The following is a 14,939-nucleotide window of genomic DNA, read 5'->3' as shown; positions in this document are numbered from 1 at the left end:
ATGCAAGGGAAGTGAGAGAAAAAAGGTCGAAATATCCTTTAAAAAACAATGCTGGTCACCTTAAGTGACCAGCATTAGGCCGAAGCCTCCTTTCTCAGAACTTAACATTGCTCACCATTAATGGTTACGCATGTACTCGTCCATATCAGTTTTCAGGTTGTCAGACTTGGTACCGAAGATAGCCTGAACACCAGAACCTGCAACCACCACACCTGCTGCACCCAGTTTTTTCAGGCCAGCCTGATCAACTTTAGAGACGTCCGCTACGCTGACGCGCAGACGAGTAATACAGGCATCAAGGTTAGTGATGTTTTCTTTGCCGCCGAAAGCCTGAACCAGGGACGCAGACATTTCTGAACCGCCCTGAGTCGTGGTTTCGCTGGTCGTTTCTTCACGTCCAGGGGTTTTCAGATCCAGTTTCACAATCAGGAAACGGAAGATGCTGTAGTAAACCACTGCGTACAACGCACCGATAATTGGGAACAGCCAGATTTTGCTGCTGTTACCGCTCAGTACGATGAAATCAATCAGACCGTGCGAGAAGCTCGTACCGTCACGCATACCCAACAGGATACAGATTGGGAACGCCAGACCTGCCAGAAGCGCGTGGATCACATACAGGATCGGCGCAACGAACATGAAGGAGAATTCGATTGGCTCGGTGATACCGGTCAGGAACGCAGTCAGTGCAGCGGAAATCATGATGCCGCCGACTTTTGCACGGTTCTCAGGTTTCGCTGAGTGCCAGATAGCGATTGCAGCAGCAGGCAGACCGTACATTTTGAACAGGAAGCCACCGGACAATTTACCCGCAGTCGGGTCACCCGCCATGTAACGTGGGATATCGCCGTGGAATACCTGACCTGCAGAGTTCACGTACTCACCGATTTGCATCTGGAATGGAACGTTCCAGATATGGTGCAGACCAAACGGAACCAGCGCACGTTCTACAACGCCGTAGATACCGAATGCCACCACCGGGTTCTGGTAAGCAGCCCATTGTGAGAAGGTCTGGATACCTGTACCGATTGGCGGCCAGATGAAGGACAGAACCACACCCAGGATAATCGCCGCCAGACCAGAGATGATTGGCACGAAACGTTTACCGGCGAAGAAGCCCAGATATTCAGGCAACTTGATGCGGTAGAAACGGTTGAACATGTATGCCGCAATCGCACCGGAGATAATACCGCCCAGTACGCCGGTATCCGCCAGGTGCTTGGCTGCAATTTCTTCAGCAGGTAAATGCAGAACCAGTGGTGCAACAACTGCCATGGTTTTCACCATGATGCCGTATGCCACAACGGAAGCCAGTGCAGAAACACCGTCATTGTTGGTGAAGCCTAACGCCACACCGATAGCAAAGATCAGAGGCATGTTAGCGAAGACGGAACCACCGGCTTCGGCCATAACATGGGAAACGATCATTGGCAGCCAGCTAAAGTTTGCAGAACCGACACCAAGCAGAATACCTGCGATTGGCAGTACGGATACTGGCAGCATTAGCGATTTACCGACCTTTTGAAGGTTTGCAAACGCGTTCTTAAACATAATTGAGTGTGCTCCTGAGTAATGATGCTTTTGATACTTCATGCGGTTTAGCCAGATAACTAACCGCTTTGCAAAAGGTCGTACAGCCCTTTGCTGTCGGGTGTCTGAGCACCCCTTTTAATTTTTACGCAGGGTAAAATAATTCCCTTTGTTAATGTTTGATGGCAGTCACGTTTTTCTGAAAAAAGCAGTGAGAGCGTTTAAAAAACCCACTATTTACAACATTAAATCCGAAAATAACGCCCGTGACCCCGTAAAAAACGGGGCCACAATACCTCATTCTGGTGATTAATTACGAGGCGTAAAATAAATCAGACGTATATGACTAAGCCTAAGGCTAGATCAGAGAGGAAGTGTCGACGTGAAATAATTGTGAAAAGTTAGCTGTCGTCGCCTGTGCAAGTTGCTCAAGGCTGACGCCCTTCAGAACGGCCAAGTATTCTGCAACGTCCCGTACATAGGCAGGCTGATTCTCTTTTCCACGATGCGGTACTGGCGCAAGATAGGGCGAGTCAGTTTCTACCAACAGACGATCCATTGGAATGTAACGAGCCACTTCGCGCAGTTCCTGTGCGTTACGGAAAGTCACAATGCCGGAGAAAGAAATATAAAAACCCATATCCAGCAGGAATTTTGCCGTCGGCAGATCTTCGGTGAAACAATGCAGAACTCCGCCGCACTCCCCTGCATTTTCTTCTTTAAGAATATCCAGCGTATCCTGACGGGCATCACGGGTATGGACGATCACCGGTTTATTCAGCTCACGCCCGATGCGGATGTGTTCACGAAATGAATCCTGTTGCAGTTTCAGCTGATGGGCTTCTTTCTGATAAAAATAATCCAGTCCGGTTTCACCCATCGCCACCACCTTCGGGCTGGCGGCAAGCTCACGAAGTTCTGCGAAATCATAGCCATCGTCGATATTGAGCGGATGCACACCGCAGGAAAACGCGACATCAGGACGGTCGCCAATCAGGTGCGTCATCGCACGATAACCCGGCAAGGTGGTCGCCACGGCCAGCATAAATTTCACGTCACGCTCACGGGCTTTTTCCAGCACGTGATCAACGCCGGTGTGCAGCTCATCGTAATCAAGGCTGTCGAGATGACAGTGGGAATCGACTAAAAACATAGTAATTAACTCATGACAAAATATTGAATTCAGCGCGAAAGCGCGGAACTAAAAATCGACGCAGAAACGGTGCCGCGAAGCATCTGTTCCCACTCAAGAAGTTGCTCGGTCAGCAGTAACTCACGGTTAACGCCAACGATAGAAAGCAGCTGATGGCGGCAATGCATCCAGGCACTCACCGATTGTTGTAAAGACACACCCGACTGCGCACCGGCAAGCAGCGCAATTAACGGCTGCTGATCGTGGTTGATGATGAACTGTCCGGCCTGTTGCTGCCATTTAATAGCATCGAGCAGTAACGTCGCCAGCCAGTACAGGCGTTCCGGCGCGTCATCATGATTAAGCTGCGGCAACAGGGAAAGCATATCCTGTTGCTGACATTGCGCATACAGCTGCTGGCACAGCGTCACACGCTGCTTCCAGCGTTCCGGCTGCAACAGTGCAATCGCGGACAACGGAGCGCCGTTAGTCAGGTGCAAGGCGGTTTTAATCGATACAGGATCCGCGCTGAGCTGACGGTTAATCCACTGCACTGCCAACGCTTCTTCCGGTACCGGCAGATGCCAGTAAAAACAACGGCTGCGGATCGTCGCAAGTAACGCCGAAGGTTCACGGCATCCCAGCAGGAAATAGGTGCCAGCGGGTGGTTCTTCCAGCGTTTTCAGCAAGGCATTTGCTGCCGCTTCCGTCAGCAATTCCGTATGAGGGATCCAGACCACTTTGGAACCGCCCTGTTGGGAATAATTGTAAAGTGTCTCGATAAGCTGACGCACCGGATCAATACCCAGCGAGTTTTTGCCCTTTTCAGGTTGCAGGATATGCCAGTCAGGATGGTTTCCAGCAATCATCAGCTGGCAACTGTGGCAGGTACCACAGCTTTTTTCACCGTCCTTGTGCTGACACAACAGCCAGCGGCTCAGACCATACACCAGCGCCTCGTCTCCGATGCCCGCGGCGGCATGCATCAGCACCGCATGATGACCGCGACCTGTCAGATATTGCGCTGTCAGCTGGCGGTAAGGGCCGCTGAGCCACGGATACCAGCTCATGAATGCTCCCGGGTTGCCTGCTCGTCAAACCAGTGTTTCAGTGTCTGCTCGATCGATGCCTTAACCTGTTCAATGGTCTGAGAGGCATCGATGGTTTTGATACGGCTGTCAGCGGCGGCAAGTTCCAGATAACGGGCACGCGTGCGTTCAAAGAAAGGCAGCGCTTCCTGCTCAATGCGATCCAGTTCACCGCGCGCACGGGCGCGTTGCAGACCGATGGCCGGAGGTAAATCCAGATACAGAGTCAGATCCGGTCGGAAATCACCGAGCACGGTATCACGCAAAGAAGTCATCAGATTGGCATCAATCCCGCGCCCGCCGCCCTGATAGGCTTGCGAGGAGAGATCATGCCGGTCGCCAACCACCCAGGCACCACGGGCCAGCGCGGGTAAAATTACCGTCTCAACCAGCTGTACGCGTGCGGCATAAAGCATCAGCACTTCGGCTTTGACCGTCGGTTTTTCGCCATCCACGCCGCGCTTAAATAAATCGCGCAATTTCTCCGCCAGCGGCGTTCCCCCCGGCTCACGCGTAAACACAATTTCTTCCACACCGTGCTGGCGCAATGCATCAACCACCACGTTATGAGCAGTCGTTTTTCCCGCCCCTTCGAGGCCTTCAATGACAATGAAGTTACTTTTCATTCTTATTCTTAAGAGCCTCTATATACACACGAACCGCCTTGTTGTGGTTCTCAAGGTTAGTGCTGAAAGTATGCCCGCCTTTGCCGTCAGCGACAAAATAAAGATACGGCGTTTTTGCGGGATGTGCCGCAGCCTGAAGCGAAGCTTCACTCGGCATCGCGATAGGCGACGGCGGCAGGCCGGTAATCACGTAAGTATTGTAGGGGGTCGGCGTTTCTAAATCTTTCTTGGTGATATTACCCGTGTATTTTTCGCCCATACCATAAATGACGGTCGGGTCAGTTTGCAGGCGCATACCGATCCGCAGGCGGTTAACGAATACTGATGCGACTTCTGGGCGCTCATCTTTCACGGCAGTTTCTTTTTCGATAATCGACGCCATAGTGACCATCTCCGCAGACGTTTTGTACGGCAGTGAATCCGCACGGTCTTTCCAGATATCTGCGACGGTTTTTTCCATCCGCACGTGAGCGCGTTTGAGCAAAGATAAATCCGTCATACCCGCAGTGTAATGATAAGTATCGGGATACAGCCAGCCTTCGGCGTTTTTGGTATCGGTAATGCCTAACGCGGTGGCAATCTCCTCACCGCTCTTACCGCTGAGTTCATGTTTGAGATATTCTGATTTATCTGACAATTTCATCCAGTCGCTGAGTTTAAAACCCTCGACAAAACGAATGCTAAATTGCGCCTCTTTGCCGCTTTTTAGCAGTTCCAGCATCTGGCGAACGGTCATGCCTTTTTCCAGACGATAGGTTCCGGCTTTGAACTCACTCAGTTCAGGCTCTAAACGTAATAACCACGGGAACCACGGATTAGGCTTCATCAGTTTCTTGTCAATCAGCAGCGTTTCCAGCACCACGCGACCGGTACCGGCAGGCAGGGTGAAGATTGTTTCGCTGCTGACATTGATCGGGCGGTCCGCAAACTGTTTCACTTTCTGGTAGGCAAACGTCGCCAGCCCTGCAAGGATCAGGACAATCAGGGCGAAGATTTTGGTCTTTTTGTTTGTCATTGTTTATTCACTTTTTTAACAGCTCTGGAACAGGAAATCGTACAAATCTCGGGATGAATAGTGCCCGTCGTCAACCTGTGCGACGGGTAAAACAGGCATCAGCGCATTACAAATCAGCACCTCATCGGCATCCGACAAGGCATCAGCGGGTTGACTGACAATATGCAACGTCCATGGTGACGCATTTTCAATAAGCCGGATAATGTGCTGGCGCATCACCCCATCCACACCCGACTGCGATAAATCGGGTGTAAATACCTGATTCCCCTTACGCCAGAATAAATTAGCCGCACAGCATTCCACCAGGCAGCCTGAGGTGTCAACCACCAGCGCCTCTTGGGCGTCCGTCTGGTCAAGATGCAGGCGGATCATGACCTGCTCAAGACGGTTAAGATGTTTTATGCCAGCCAGTAGTGGATTCTTACTCAACGTCACCGGACTCAGGGCGAGTTTCACACCCTGTTGTCGCCACGCGTGATAATGCACGGGATATGCAGACACAGAAACAATCCGGGTCGGTTCAGAACAACCTGCTGAACTGTAGCCCCGTCCGCCCTGCCCGCGCGTAACGACAGCTTTAACGACCGCCTCTTCCTGTTGTCCGGCGGCCAATACCATTTCACGCTCAAACGCCGCCCAGTCCACGCCATCAATATGCAAAACAGACACCGCCCGTTGCATCCGCGCAATGTGTTCTGAAAGGAATTGGATTTCACCGCGTAATACCCTGGCCGTTGTGAAGCAACCGTCACCAAATTGCACAGACCGGTCTGCCGCAGGTAATGTTGTCGCTGCCACACCGTTAATCCACATGGTTACTGCCTCCTGACTTCAGGGTTATGGTTCTCCGACAGCAGAGACTGCGCGAGCAGGTTTCTGGCGGCAAGTGGAGCATTCTTACTTTATCGTACCGGCGGCCCGAAATGGCGGGAAGACTCTTATCGTTGAGCTACCGTTTGATTCCGTTCATCCCGCAGCCCGGCCGCTTTTATTCAGACAGCAAAAAGGCCCGATTAACGGGCCTTTCTCAATACTCCACTGGCACAGTTACATCTTACGGAAAACCAGGGAACCGTTGGTTCCGCCGAATCCGAAAGAGTTGCACAGTGAATATTGCATGTCTTTCACCTGACGTGCTTCGTGTGGCACAAAGTCCAGATCACAACCTTCATCCGGATTGTCCAGATTCAGAGTCGGAGGAACGGCCTGATCACGCAGTGCCAGTAATGTGAAGATAGACTCTACCGCACCCGCCGCGCCAAGCAGATGCCCGGTCATTGATTTGGTTGAGCTGACCAGCACTTTATGCGCATCAGCACCAAATACCGATTTAACGGCTTGCGCTTCGGCTCTGTCACCCGCAGCTGTCGAAGTACCGTGCGCATTGATGTAACCGATTTTCGAGGCAGAAATGCCTGCGTCACGCAGCGCATTTTCCATCGCCAGCGCGGCACCTGCACCATCTTCCGGTGGAGATGTCATATGAAAGGCATCGCTGCTCATCCCAAAGCCGACAATTTCTGCATAAATTTTTGCACCGCGTTTACGGGCATGTTCGTACTCTTCCAGAACCATAATTCCGGCACCGTCACCCAGTACGAAACCATCACGTTCTTTGTCCCACGGACGGCTTGCCGCCTGCGGATTGTCATTGCGCGTGGATAACGCGCGTGCTGCACCGAAACCACCGACACCCAGCGGAGTGCTGGCTTTTTCTGCGCCGCCAGCCAACATCACGTCAGCATCGTTATAGGCGATGATACGCGCTGCGTGACCAATATTATGCACACCAGAAGTACAGGCCGTGGCAATAGAAATACTCGGCCCACGCAACCCGAACATAATACTCAGATGACCTGCAATCATGTTGACGATGGTTGATGGAACGAAGAAAGGACTAATTTTGCGAGGTCCGCCGTTAACCAATGAGGTATGGTTTTCTTCAATCAGACCAAGTCCGCCGATGCCAGAACCGATCGCCGCACCAATGCGTGTCGCGTTCTCAGCAGTCACTTCAAGCCCGGAGTCTTGCATCGCCTGAATACCGGCAGTAATACCATACTGAATAAAGGCATCCATCTTGCGGGAATCTTTGCGCGGGATGAAGTCTTCACAGTTAAAATCTTTTACTAAGCCAGCAAAACGCGTTGCGTAGGCACTAGTATCAAAATGGTCGATTAGGCTGATGCCACTCTGACCGGCAAGGAGAGCGTTCCAAGTGGACTCTACAGTATTGCCGACAGGAGACAGCATGCCCAGTCCAGTCACTACAACTCGACGCTTAGACACGTGTGTCCTCCAGGGAGGGAAAAAAGTAGTAATACCGTGGGATATAAAAAACTTAGGCGGTCAAATGACCGCCTAACTATCTAAACTTAAAGCATGTACGCTTACTGTTGGCTAGCGTTGATAAAATCAATTGCTGCCTGAACAGTAGTGATTTTTTCAGCTTCTTCGTCAGGGATCTCGGTATCAAACTCTTCTTCCAGAGCCATAACCAGCTCAACGGTGTCGAGAGAATCAGCGCCAAGGTCGTCTACGAAAGAGGCAGCATTCACTACTTCTTCCTGTTTAACACCCAGCTGTTCAACGATGATTTTCTTAACGCGTTCTTCGATAGTGCTCATACTCTTAAATTTCCTATCAAAACTCGCTTTCGCGATGGTTTTCGTAGTGTATAAAATGTTGAAAAAGATGCAACTAAATCCAGGCTGTTCAAACCACGAATTTGCTCTATTTTGCGGTTTTCACCGCAAAAAACGCAAATAATTTCGTAATTTTTAAATCATATACATGCCGCCATTGACATGTAATGTTTCACCCGTGATGTAGCTGGCCTCGTCAGAGGCTAAAAAAGCAACGGCGCTGGCAATTTCTTTGGCATCGCCCAACCGGTTGGCTGGAACTGATGACAAAATGCCTGCGCGTTGATCATCTGTCAACGCCCTTGTCATATCCGTCTCAATAAAGCCGGGAGCGACGACGTTGACAGTAATGCCACGTGAAGCGACTTCACGTGCCAAAGACTTACTAAAACCAATCAAGCCAGCTTTAGCCGCCGCGTAGTTCGCCTGCCCTGCGTTACCCATGGTGCCAACAACGGAACCAATTGTAATAATCCGTCCACACCGTTTCTTCATCATAGCCCGCATGACAGCTTTTGACAGCCGAAACACTGAAGTCAGATTAGTATCCAGGATATCCTGCCACTCATCATCCTTCATACGCATGAGAAGGTTATCACGGGTAATGCCGGCATTATTAACTAAAATATCAATTTCGCCAAATTCAGCTCGAATAGTCGCCAATACTTGCTCAATAGATGCAGAATCAACCACATTGAGCATAATACCTTTGCCATTCTCGCCTAAATATTCGCTGATCGCTTCAGCACCTTTCTCGCTGGTCGCTGTACCAATCACTTTCGCGCCGCCGGCTACCAGTTTCTCTGCAATAGCGCGGCCAATACCACGACTGGCACCAGTAACAAGTGCAATTTTGCCTTCGAAGGTCATACTCATCCTCTTATTACTGCTCTAACGCCGCTGCCAGGCTTGCCGTGTCATTCACAGCGGCCGCTGTCAGGGTATCAACAATACGTTTAGTCAGACCGGTCAGCACTTTACCCGGCCCCACTTCTAAAAGCTGCTCAACGCCCTGTGCTGCGATAAATTCGACAGACTCAGTCCAGCGCACCGGGCTGTACAACTGGCGTACCAGCGCACTGCGGATGGCTTCAGGGGACGTTTCAATTTTCACATCAACGTTGTTCACCACAGAATACTGAGGTGCGCTGAACGTAATATTTTCCAACGCAACGGCCAGTTTATCCGCAGCAGGCTTCATCAGCGCACAATGCGATGGCACACTGACGGGCAGAGGCAGAGCGCGTTTTGCACCCGCTTCTTTACAGGCCGCACCGGCACGTTCTACCGCTTCTTTGTTACCCGCGATCACAACCTGACCTGGCGAGTTAAAGTTAACCGGAGAAACAACCTGACCCTGTGCAGATTCTTCACAGGCTTTAGCAATCGCATCGTTATCCAGACCGATAATAGCGTACATCGCGCCAGTACCCGCCGGAACCGCTTCCTGCATCAGTTTACCGCGCAGTTCAACCAGGGAAATCGCCTGTTTGAAATCCAGCACACCTGCACAAACAAGCGCAGAGTATTCGCCCAGGCTGTGGCCTGCCATCAGAACAGGCTGAGTACCGTTCTGTTGCTGCCATACACGCCAGATAGCGACTGAAGCGGCCAGCAACGCAGGCTGCGTCTGCCAGGTTTTATTCAGTTCTTCAGCAGGCCCCTGTTGCACCAACTGCCACAAATCATACCCCAGCGCCGAAGAAGCTTCGGCAAATGTTTCTTCAACCACAGGGTGTGCCGCCGCTAAATCAGCCAGCATACCGAGCGTTTGAGAACCCTGACCAGGGAAAACAACTGCAATTTTTGTCATTTTTATCTTCCTGTTAAATCAGAAACGTACCAGCGCCGAGCCCCAGGTAAAGCCACCGCCAAATGCTTCGAGCAACACTAATTGCCCGCGCTGAATTCTGCCGTCGCGCACTGCTTCGTCAAATGCTGCTGGCACAGAAGCCGCAGAGGTATTGCCATGACGATCGAGCGTAACCACGACTTTATCCATTCCCATCCCTAGCTTTTTCGCTGTCGCACTGATAATGCGCAGGTTCGCCTGATGCGGAACCAGCCAGTCGAGTGCAGAACGGTCAAGATTATTCGCGGTCAGGGTTTCATCAACAATGTGTGCCAGTTCAGTCACAGCAACTTTGAAGACTTCATTCCCGGCCATGGTGACATAAACAGGCTTTTCCGGCTCTGACTGGCTTGGGTATGCCAGCGTCAGCAGGTTGCCGTAATGACCATCGGCATGCATATGCGTAGAAATGATGCCCTGCTCTTCGGATGCGCCCAGCAAGACTGCGCCCGCGCCATCACCAAAGAGAATAACGGTGCCACGATCTTCAGGATCAAGTTTGCGTGACAACACATCAGAGCCGATCACCAGCGCATATTTCACTGCGCCGTTTTTGATGTACTGATCGGCAACGCTCAGTGCATAGGTAAAACCAGCACAAGCCGCGGCCAGATCGAACGCTGCGGAATCCTTGATGCCCAGCATATTCTGCACCTGGCAGGCTGAACTCGGGAATGCATGTGAAGATGAGGTTGTTGCAACAATGATCAAACCCACGTCGCTTGCGCTGACACCGGCCATTTCGAGTGCTTTTTCTGCTGCGTGCAGGCCCATTGTGGCCACAGTCTCATCCGGTGCAGCGATACGACGTTCACGAATACCTGTGCGGGTGACAATCCACTCGTCGGAGGTATCCACCATTTTTTCTAAGTCGGCATTAGTCCGAACTTGCACGGGCAAATAGCTCCCCGTACCGAGAATCTTTGTATACATGTACGATCAGTCACTCTTGGGTAATACAGCTTCAAGGCGCGCGGCAATCCGCTGAGGGACCTGCCGCTGCACCGCCTGCACAGCCTGTTCGATAGCAACAGCAAACGCACGCTGGTTTGCTCCGCCGTGGCTTTTAATAACGATGCCCCGTAATCCTAACAAACATGCGCCATTATACTGGTCGGGGTTGAGATGGCTAAAACGCTTTAGCAATTTCTTCTGTACTATCCGGCCTAACCATTTCAGCCACCAGGCCTTCTTGCCACCCTCACCGGAGGATTTTAACAGTGACAAAAACATCCTTATAACGCCTTCCATGGTCTTGAGCGTAACATTGCCAACGAAGCCGTCACACACCATCACATCTGTCTTACCGGTCAGAAGGTCATTGCCTTCAAGATAGCCGATATAGTTGATTAATGCGGTCTTTTTTAAAATAGCTGCAGCATCGCGGATATTAGCCAGCCCTTTGCTTTCTTCTTCGCCGATATTGAGTAAGGCGACGCGAGGGTTGCTAATTCCCACCACATGCTCCGCCATTACTGCGCCCATCACGGCAAACTGGACCAGCATTGTGCTGTCACACTCAACGTTCGCCCCCAGATCAAGTACCACGGTTTTACTGCGCTGCTGATTGGGCAATACGCTCATCAGCGCCGGGCGCTCAATGCCATCCAGAGGTTTTACAACCATTTTGGCTAATCCCATCAGAGCACCGGTGTTCCCGGCACTGACGCACGCCTGTGCATCCCCAGTTTTGATCAGTTCCAACGCCACACGCATTGAGCTTCCTTTACTGGCACGTATAGCTTGCGACGCGCGCATGTCGTTGGCTATAACTGATTCAGCAGGAATTATCCGAATTCGTTCTGTTAAAGAAGGATCGGCTTTGGCTAAGAAAGGTGTGATTGCGTCGGGATCACCGACCAGAAGAAGGTCTAATTCAGAATTAGAGATCAGTGCCTGCAATGAAGCAGGCACTGTGACGGAAGGACCGAAATCTCCGCCCATTACATCTAACGCGATGGTTAGACGAGTCAAGGTATCGCCTTGCCAGCACTTATCACGTGAATAAGTTGCAGGCAATTATCAGCCGATTACCTTGCGACCGCGGTAGAAACCGTCGGCAGTGATGTGGTGACGCAGGTGAGTTTCACCAGAAGTCTTGTCCACAGACAGAGTGGAAGTGGTCAGAGCGTCATGTGAACGACGCATGCCACGTTTAGAACGGGTTGGTTTATTCTGTTGTACGGCCATGGACCTTACTCCTTAAGTACTTTTCTTTAAACTCGCTAATACGGCAAATGGATTAGGTTTCTCCGCCTCTTCAGGCAGTTTGCCAAATACCATGTCCGCTTCGGACACTTCACAGTGTTCAGATTCATGTACCGGAACGACAGGCAGTGAAAGAATAATTTCGTCTTCAATCATTGCCAGCAAATCGACTTCGCCAAAAACATCGACTTCGACAGGCTCGTACGCTTCCGGTAATGCCTCAGCCTGTTCATCATTTTGGACAGGGCTAAAACAATATGTTATGTGGACCTGATGTTCAAACGTCTTACCGCATCTCTGGCATTCCAGAGTTACAGCAACATCGGAGTGGCCGGTAATCACAGCCAGACGCTGATTGTCGATATCAAACGACAAAGAGGTTTGTATATCAGAATCCACACTGACCACTGATTGGGCAACACGCGTAACCTGATCTGCAGTATAGACACCTGTATAGTCTAAACGCTTCTGGGCAGTGCGGACCGCATCAAGGGTCAGGGGTAATTTTACTTTTTGCATAGGGCGCGCATATTAACTTTGTAACGACAGAGAGTCAAAGAAAAAGGCCTCAAAACCGCACCTTTCACCAATATTCGCTTCCGCAGCGGCCAACAGTTTAAAATGTGCGATTCAATAACGCTACGCTTTGTGAAAAAAAATTATGATTATGCCTTCACCAGATATACTTTTAGCCTCGACCTCGGTGTACCGGAAAGCGTTGCTGGAGAAAACCGGCCTGACGTTTACCTGCGCGGCACCCAATATCGACGAGACCCCAGTCCCCGGTGAAAGCCCGGCAGAGCTGGTGAAACGACTGGCGCAATCTAAAGCCACTGCGCTCGCATCCGCCTATCCCGGACACCTGATTATTGGCTCCGATCAGGTCTGCGTGATTGATGGGAATATCACCGGAAAGCCACACACTTTCGATAATGCGTTCAGACAACTCCAGGCGGCCAGCGGCAAAACGGTCACGTTTTATACCGGCCTGAGCTTGTATAACGGGGAGACGCAAACAGCGCAGACGTTATGCGAAACGTTTGACGTCACTTTCCGGCCATTAACCGCTGAAGAAATTACCGGATATTTGCATCGTGAAGAACCCTATGACTGCGCGGGCAGCTTTAAATGCGAAGGACTGGGGATCACGCTTTTCGACAGTCTGACGGGGCGCGACCCGAACACGCTGATTGGCCTGCCGTTGATCGCCCTGCTCGCCTTTCTGCGCGAACAGGGTATTAACCCGCTGATTTAGAGCGTTGATTCAAAAAAATTAAAAAGGCGCAGCCTGTGCGCCTTTTTAGCTTCAGCTCGCTTAACGGGCTGTGGTTTTACCGCGCAGGATTTTCAGGCAGTGACGCAGTTTCGCATCCATAGGAGCCTCAATGCGCATGGTTTCACCGGTAGCCGGATGTTCAAAACGCAGCGCAGCCGCATGCAGGAAAAGACGGTTCAGACCTGTTCCTGACAGTTTTGCATCGAAATCACGCTCACCATAACGATCATCAAAGGCAATCGGATGACCTGCGTGCAGCGCATGCACACGGATTTGGTGCGTTCTGCCCGTCACCGGGCTGGCTTTAACCAGCGTCGCAAACTCGTAGCGCTCTTCAATTTTGAAGCGTGTTTCGGAAGGTTTACCTTCCGCATTCACCCTGACAACACGCTCACCGCTTTGCAGAATATTTTTCAGCAACGGAGCCTGTACCACTTTGCAATGTGAAGGCCATTCGCCGCGCACCAACGCAAGATAATCCTTCTGCATACTTTTAACACGCAGTTGCTCATGCAGGGATCGCAGGGCGGAACGCTTCTTGGCGATCAGCAAAACGCCGGAAGTATCGCGGTCCAGACGGTGAACCAGCTCCAGGAAGCGAGCCTCCGGACGCAAAGCTCGCATCCCTTCAATCACCCCAAAGCTCAGCCCGCTGCCACCATGCACGGCAGTACCGGACGGTTTGTTCAGGATCAGCAGATGATCGTCTTCATATAAGATGCAATCGGCTAAAGCCGCGACTTTATCAAGCTTCGCAGAAACCGGCGCTTCATCACGTTCCGCCACGCGGACAGGCGGCACGCGCACTTCATCACCGGCAATTAATTTGTATTCAGGCTTAATTCTTTTCTTGTTAACCCGCACCTCTCCTTTACGCACGATGCGGTAGATCATGCTCTTCGGCACGCCCTTCAGGATTTTAAGTAAGAAGTTGTCGATGCGCTGACCGGCTTCGTCTTCGGAGATGGGGATTAATTGTACAGTTGGATTCTCAGTTTTCATGGCTCGCGATTCTAAATATCCGGCACGGTTCGCGCCACTGATTTTTATGTGCTTAACTCTTACTTTACCAGTAACTGCCGAGGAAAACCCTTCTACACCCCCTGTTTTTACAGAAAGCGAATGTTCAGACAATGCGGCACATCTCTCATTGAGGTAAATATCTTACCCGCATGGGAAAAGTCACCTTGCTATCAGAGTGCCTGCAATGGAATAATGAAACTACTTTCGGCGTTGTTTCTCTTAAGTTAGGGAAAACGCAGGAATTATAGATTTGCCTGATCGCACAAAAACGCAGCAATGGCGTAAGACGTAATGTGAAATCAAGCAATTAGCGGGCTGCGGGTTGCAGCTTGGCCGGCATACGGAATGAGATCTGTTAACCTAAATTCAGAAGCTATTCCCCTAATAAAAGTGCTGCTTTCATAACGCTGGTGCCTTTAATACAGCAAAAGCAGACTTACCGAAATAATGCGCCCCTATGCAAGCGACAGCCGTGAGGTTGACGATTTGCGAGAAGACTCGGGGCCAACGGTTTATCCGGTCATGAGGTCATTTTGCCCGCAGT

General features: G+C 51.0%; 16 protein-coding genes. 1 reads left to right on the top strand and 15 read right to left on the bottom strand.

All coding sequences use genetic code 11. From position 1 onward, the window contains the following. Positions 1-117 precede the first annotated feature (117 nt). The 14 genes from ptsG to yceD all read right to left on the bottom strand — a co-directional run bounded on the left by ptsG (position 118) and on the right by yceD (position 12,615). Entirely contained in the window at positions 118-1,551 is a 1,434-nt protein-coding gene (gene ptsG, locus D6C13_RS21335; protein ID WP_120134651.1) for a PTS glucose transporter subunit IIBC, read from the bottom strand. Positions 1,552-1,888: 337 nt separating this feature from the next. Continuing rightward, positions 1,889-2,683, bottom strand: a complete 795-nt coding sequence (locus tag D6C13_RS21330) for a metal-dependent hydrolase (RefSeq protein WP_120134650.1) — start codon at positions 2,681-2,683, stop codon at positions 1,889-1,891. Between the two features lie 29 nt (positions 2,684-2,712). Then, positions 2,713-3,732, bottom strand: coding sequence for a DNA polymerase III subunit delta' (holB, locus tag D6C13_RS21325; protein ID WP_120134649.1), 1,020 nt, complete (start codon positions 3,730-3,732; stop codon positions 2,713-2,715). After that, positions 3,729-4,376 carry a dTMP kinase gene (tmk, locus tag D6C13_RS21320; protein WP_120134648.1) on the bottom strand — a complete coding sequence of 216 codons (648 nt, stop codon included), beginning with the start codon at positions 4,374-4,376 and terminating at the stop codon, positions 3,729-3,731. Before tmk ends, holB begins: the two co-directional genes overlap by 4 nt. Then, on the bottom strand, positions 4,366-5,391 hold the full coding sequence (gene mltG, locus D6C13_RS21315; protein ID WP_120134647.1) for an endolytic transglycosylase MltG: 1,026 nt from the start codon (positions 5,389-5,391) through the stop codon (positions 4,366-4,368). The genes tmk and mltG overlap by 11 nt, the downstream gene beginning before the upstream one ends. A gap of 15 nt (positions 5,392-5,406) precedes the next feature. Further along, positions 5,407-6,204, bottom strand: coding sequence for an aminodeoxychorismate lyase (pabC, locus tag D6C13_RS21310; RefSeq protein ID WP_120134646.1), 798 nt, complete (start codon positions 6,202-6,204; stop codon positions 5,407-5,409). Between the two features lie 234 nt (positions 6,205-6,438). Next, positions 6,439-7,680 (bottom strand): beta-ketoacyl-ACP synthase II, encoded by a 1,242-nt coding sequence (gene fabF / locus D6C13_RS21305; protein WP_120134645.1) that lies wholly within the window; start codon positions 7,678-7,680, stop codon positions 6,439-6,441. 101 nt (positions 7,681-7,781) lie between these two features. Next, positions 7,782-8,018, bottom strand: a complete 237-nt coding sequence (gene acpP, locus D6C13_RS21300; RefSeq protein WP_015690190.1) for an acyl carrier protein — start codon at positions 8,016-8,018, stop codon at positions 7,782-7,784. A 153-nt stretch (positions 8,019-8,171) separates the two neighbouring features. Further along, the gene (gene fabG, locus D6C13_RS21295; protein ID WP_120134644.1) at positions 8,172-8,906 is read right to left on the bottom strand and encodes a 3-oxoacyl-ACP reductase FabG; all 735 of its coding nucleotides are present in this window, start codon (positions 8,904-8,906) and stop codon (positions 8,172-8,174) included. A gap of 13 nt (positions 8,907-8,919) precedes the next feature. After that, on the bottom strand, positions 8,920-9,849 hold the full coding sequence (gene fabD, locus D6C13_RS21290) for an ACP S-malonyltransferase (protein ID WP_120134643.1): 930 nt from the start codon (positions 9,847-9,849) through the stop codon (positions 8,920-8,922). Between the two features lie 18 nt (positions 9,850-9,867). Then, positions 9,868-10,821: a beta-ketoacyl-ACP synthase III gene (locus D6C13_RS21285; protein ID WP_120134642.1), complete on the bottom strand. Its 954-nt coding sequence runs from the start codon at positions 10,819-10,821 to the stop codon at positions 9,868-9,870. Positions 10,822-10,827: 6 nt separating this feature from the next. Then, positions 10,828-11,862 carry a phosphate acyltransferase PlsX gene (plsX, locus tag D6C13_RS21280; RefSeq protein ID WP_120134641.1) on the bottom strand — a complete coding sequence of 345 codons (1,035 nt, stop codon included), beginning with the start codon at positions 11,860-11,862 and terminating at the stop codon, positions 10,828-10,830. A gap of 48 nt (positions 11,863-11,910) precedes the next feature. Further along, the gene (rpmF, locus tag D6C13_RS21275) at positions 11,911-12,078 is read right to left on the bottom strand and encodes a 50S ribosomal protein L32 (RefSeq protein WP_013576249.1); all 168 of its coding nucleotides are present in this window, start codon (positions 12,076-12,078) and stop codon (positions 11,911-11,913) included. A gap of 12 nt (positions 12,079-12,090) precedes the next feature. Next, positions 12,091-12,615 (bottom strand): 23S rRNA accumulation protein YceD, encoded by a 525-nt coding sequence (yceD, locus tag D6C13_RS21270; protein WP_120134640.1) that lies wholly within the window; start codon positions 12,613-12,615, stop codon positions 12,091-12,093. Between the two features lie 148 nt (positions 12,616-12,763). Here yceD and D6C13_RS21265 point away from each other — a divergent pair, with 148 nt between their 5' ends. Further along, a complete protein-coding gene (locus D6C13_RS21265) occupies positions 12,764-13,351 on the top strand; it encodes a Maf family protein (protein WP_208642927.1) in 588 nt (195 codons plus the stop codon). Between the two features lie 60 nt (positions 13,352-13,411). Here D6C13_RS21265 and rluC read toward each other — a convergent pair whose 3' ends face one another. After that, positions 13,412-14,374 (bottom strand): 23S rRNA pseudouridine(955/2504/2580) synthase RluC, encoded by a 963-nt coding sequence (gene rluC, locus D6C13_RS21260; RefSeq protein WP_120134638.1) that lies wholly within the window; start codon positions 14,372-14,374, stop codon positions 13,412-13,414. Positions 14,375-14,939: the final 565 nt, after the last annotated feature.

It is taken from the genome of Rahnella woolbedingensis, assembly GCF_003602095.1.
Taxonomy (GTDB): Bacteria; Pseudomonadota; Gammaproteobacteria; order Enterobacterales; family Enterobacteriaceae; genus Rahnella; species Rahnella woolbedingensis.
Note: the sequence above shows the minus strand (reverse complement) of the source record. Positions and strands in the feature narration are given on the sequence as shown.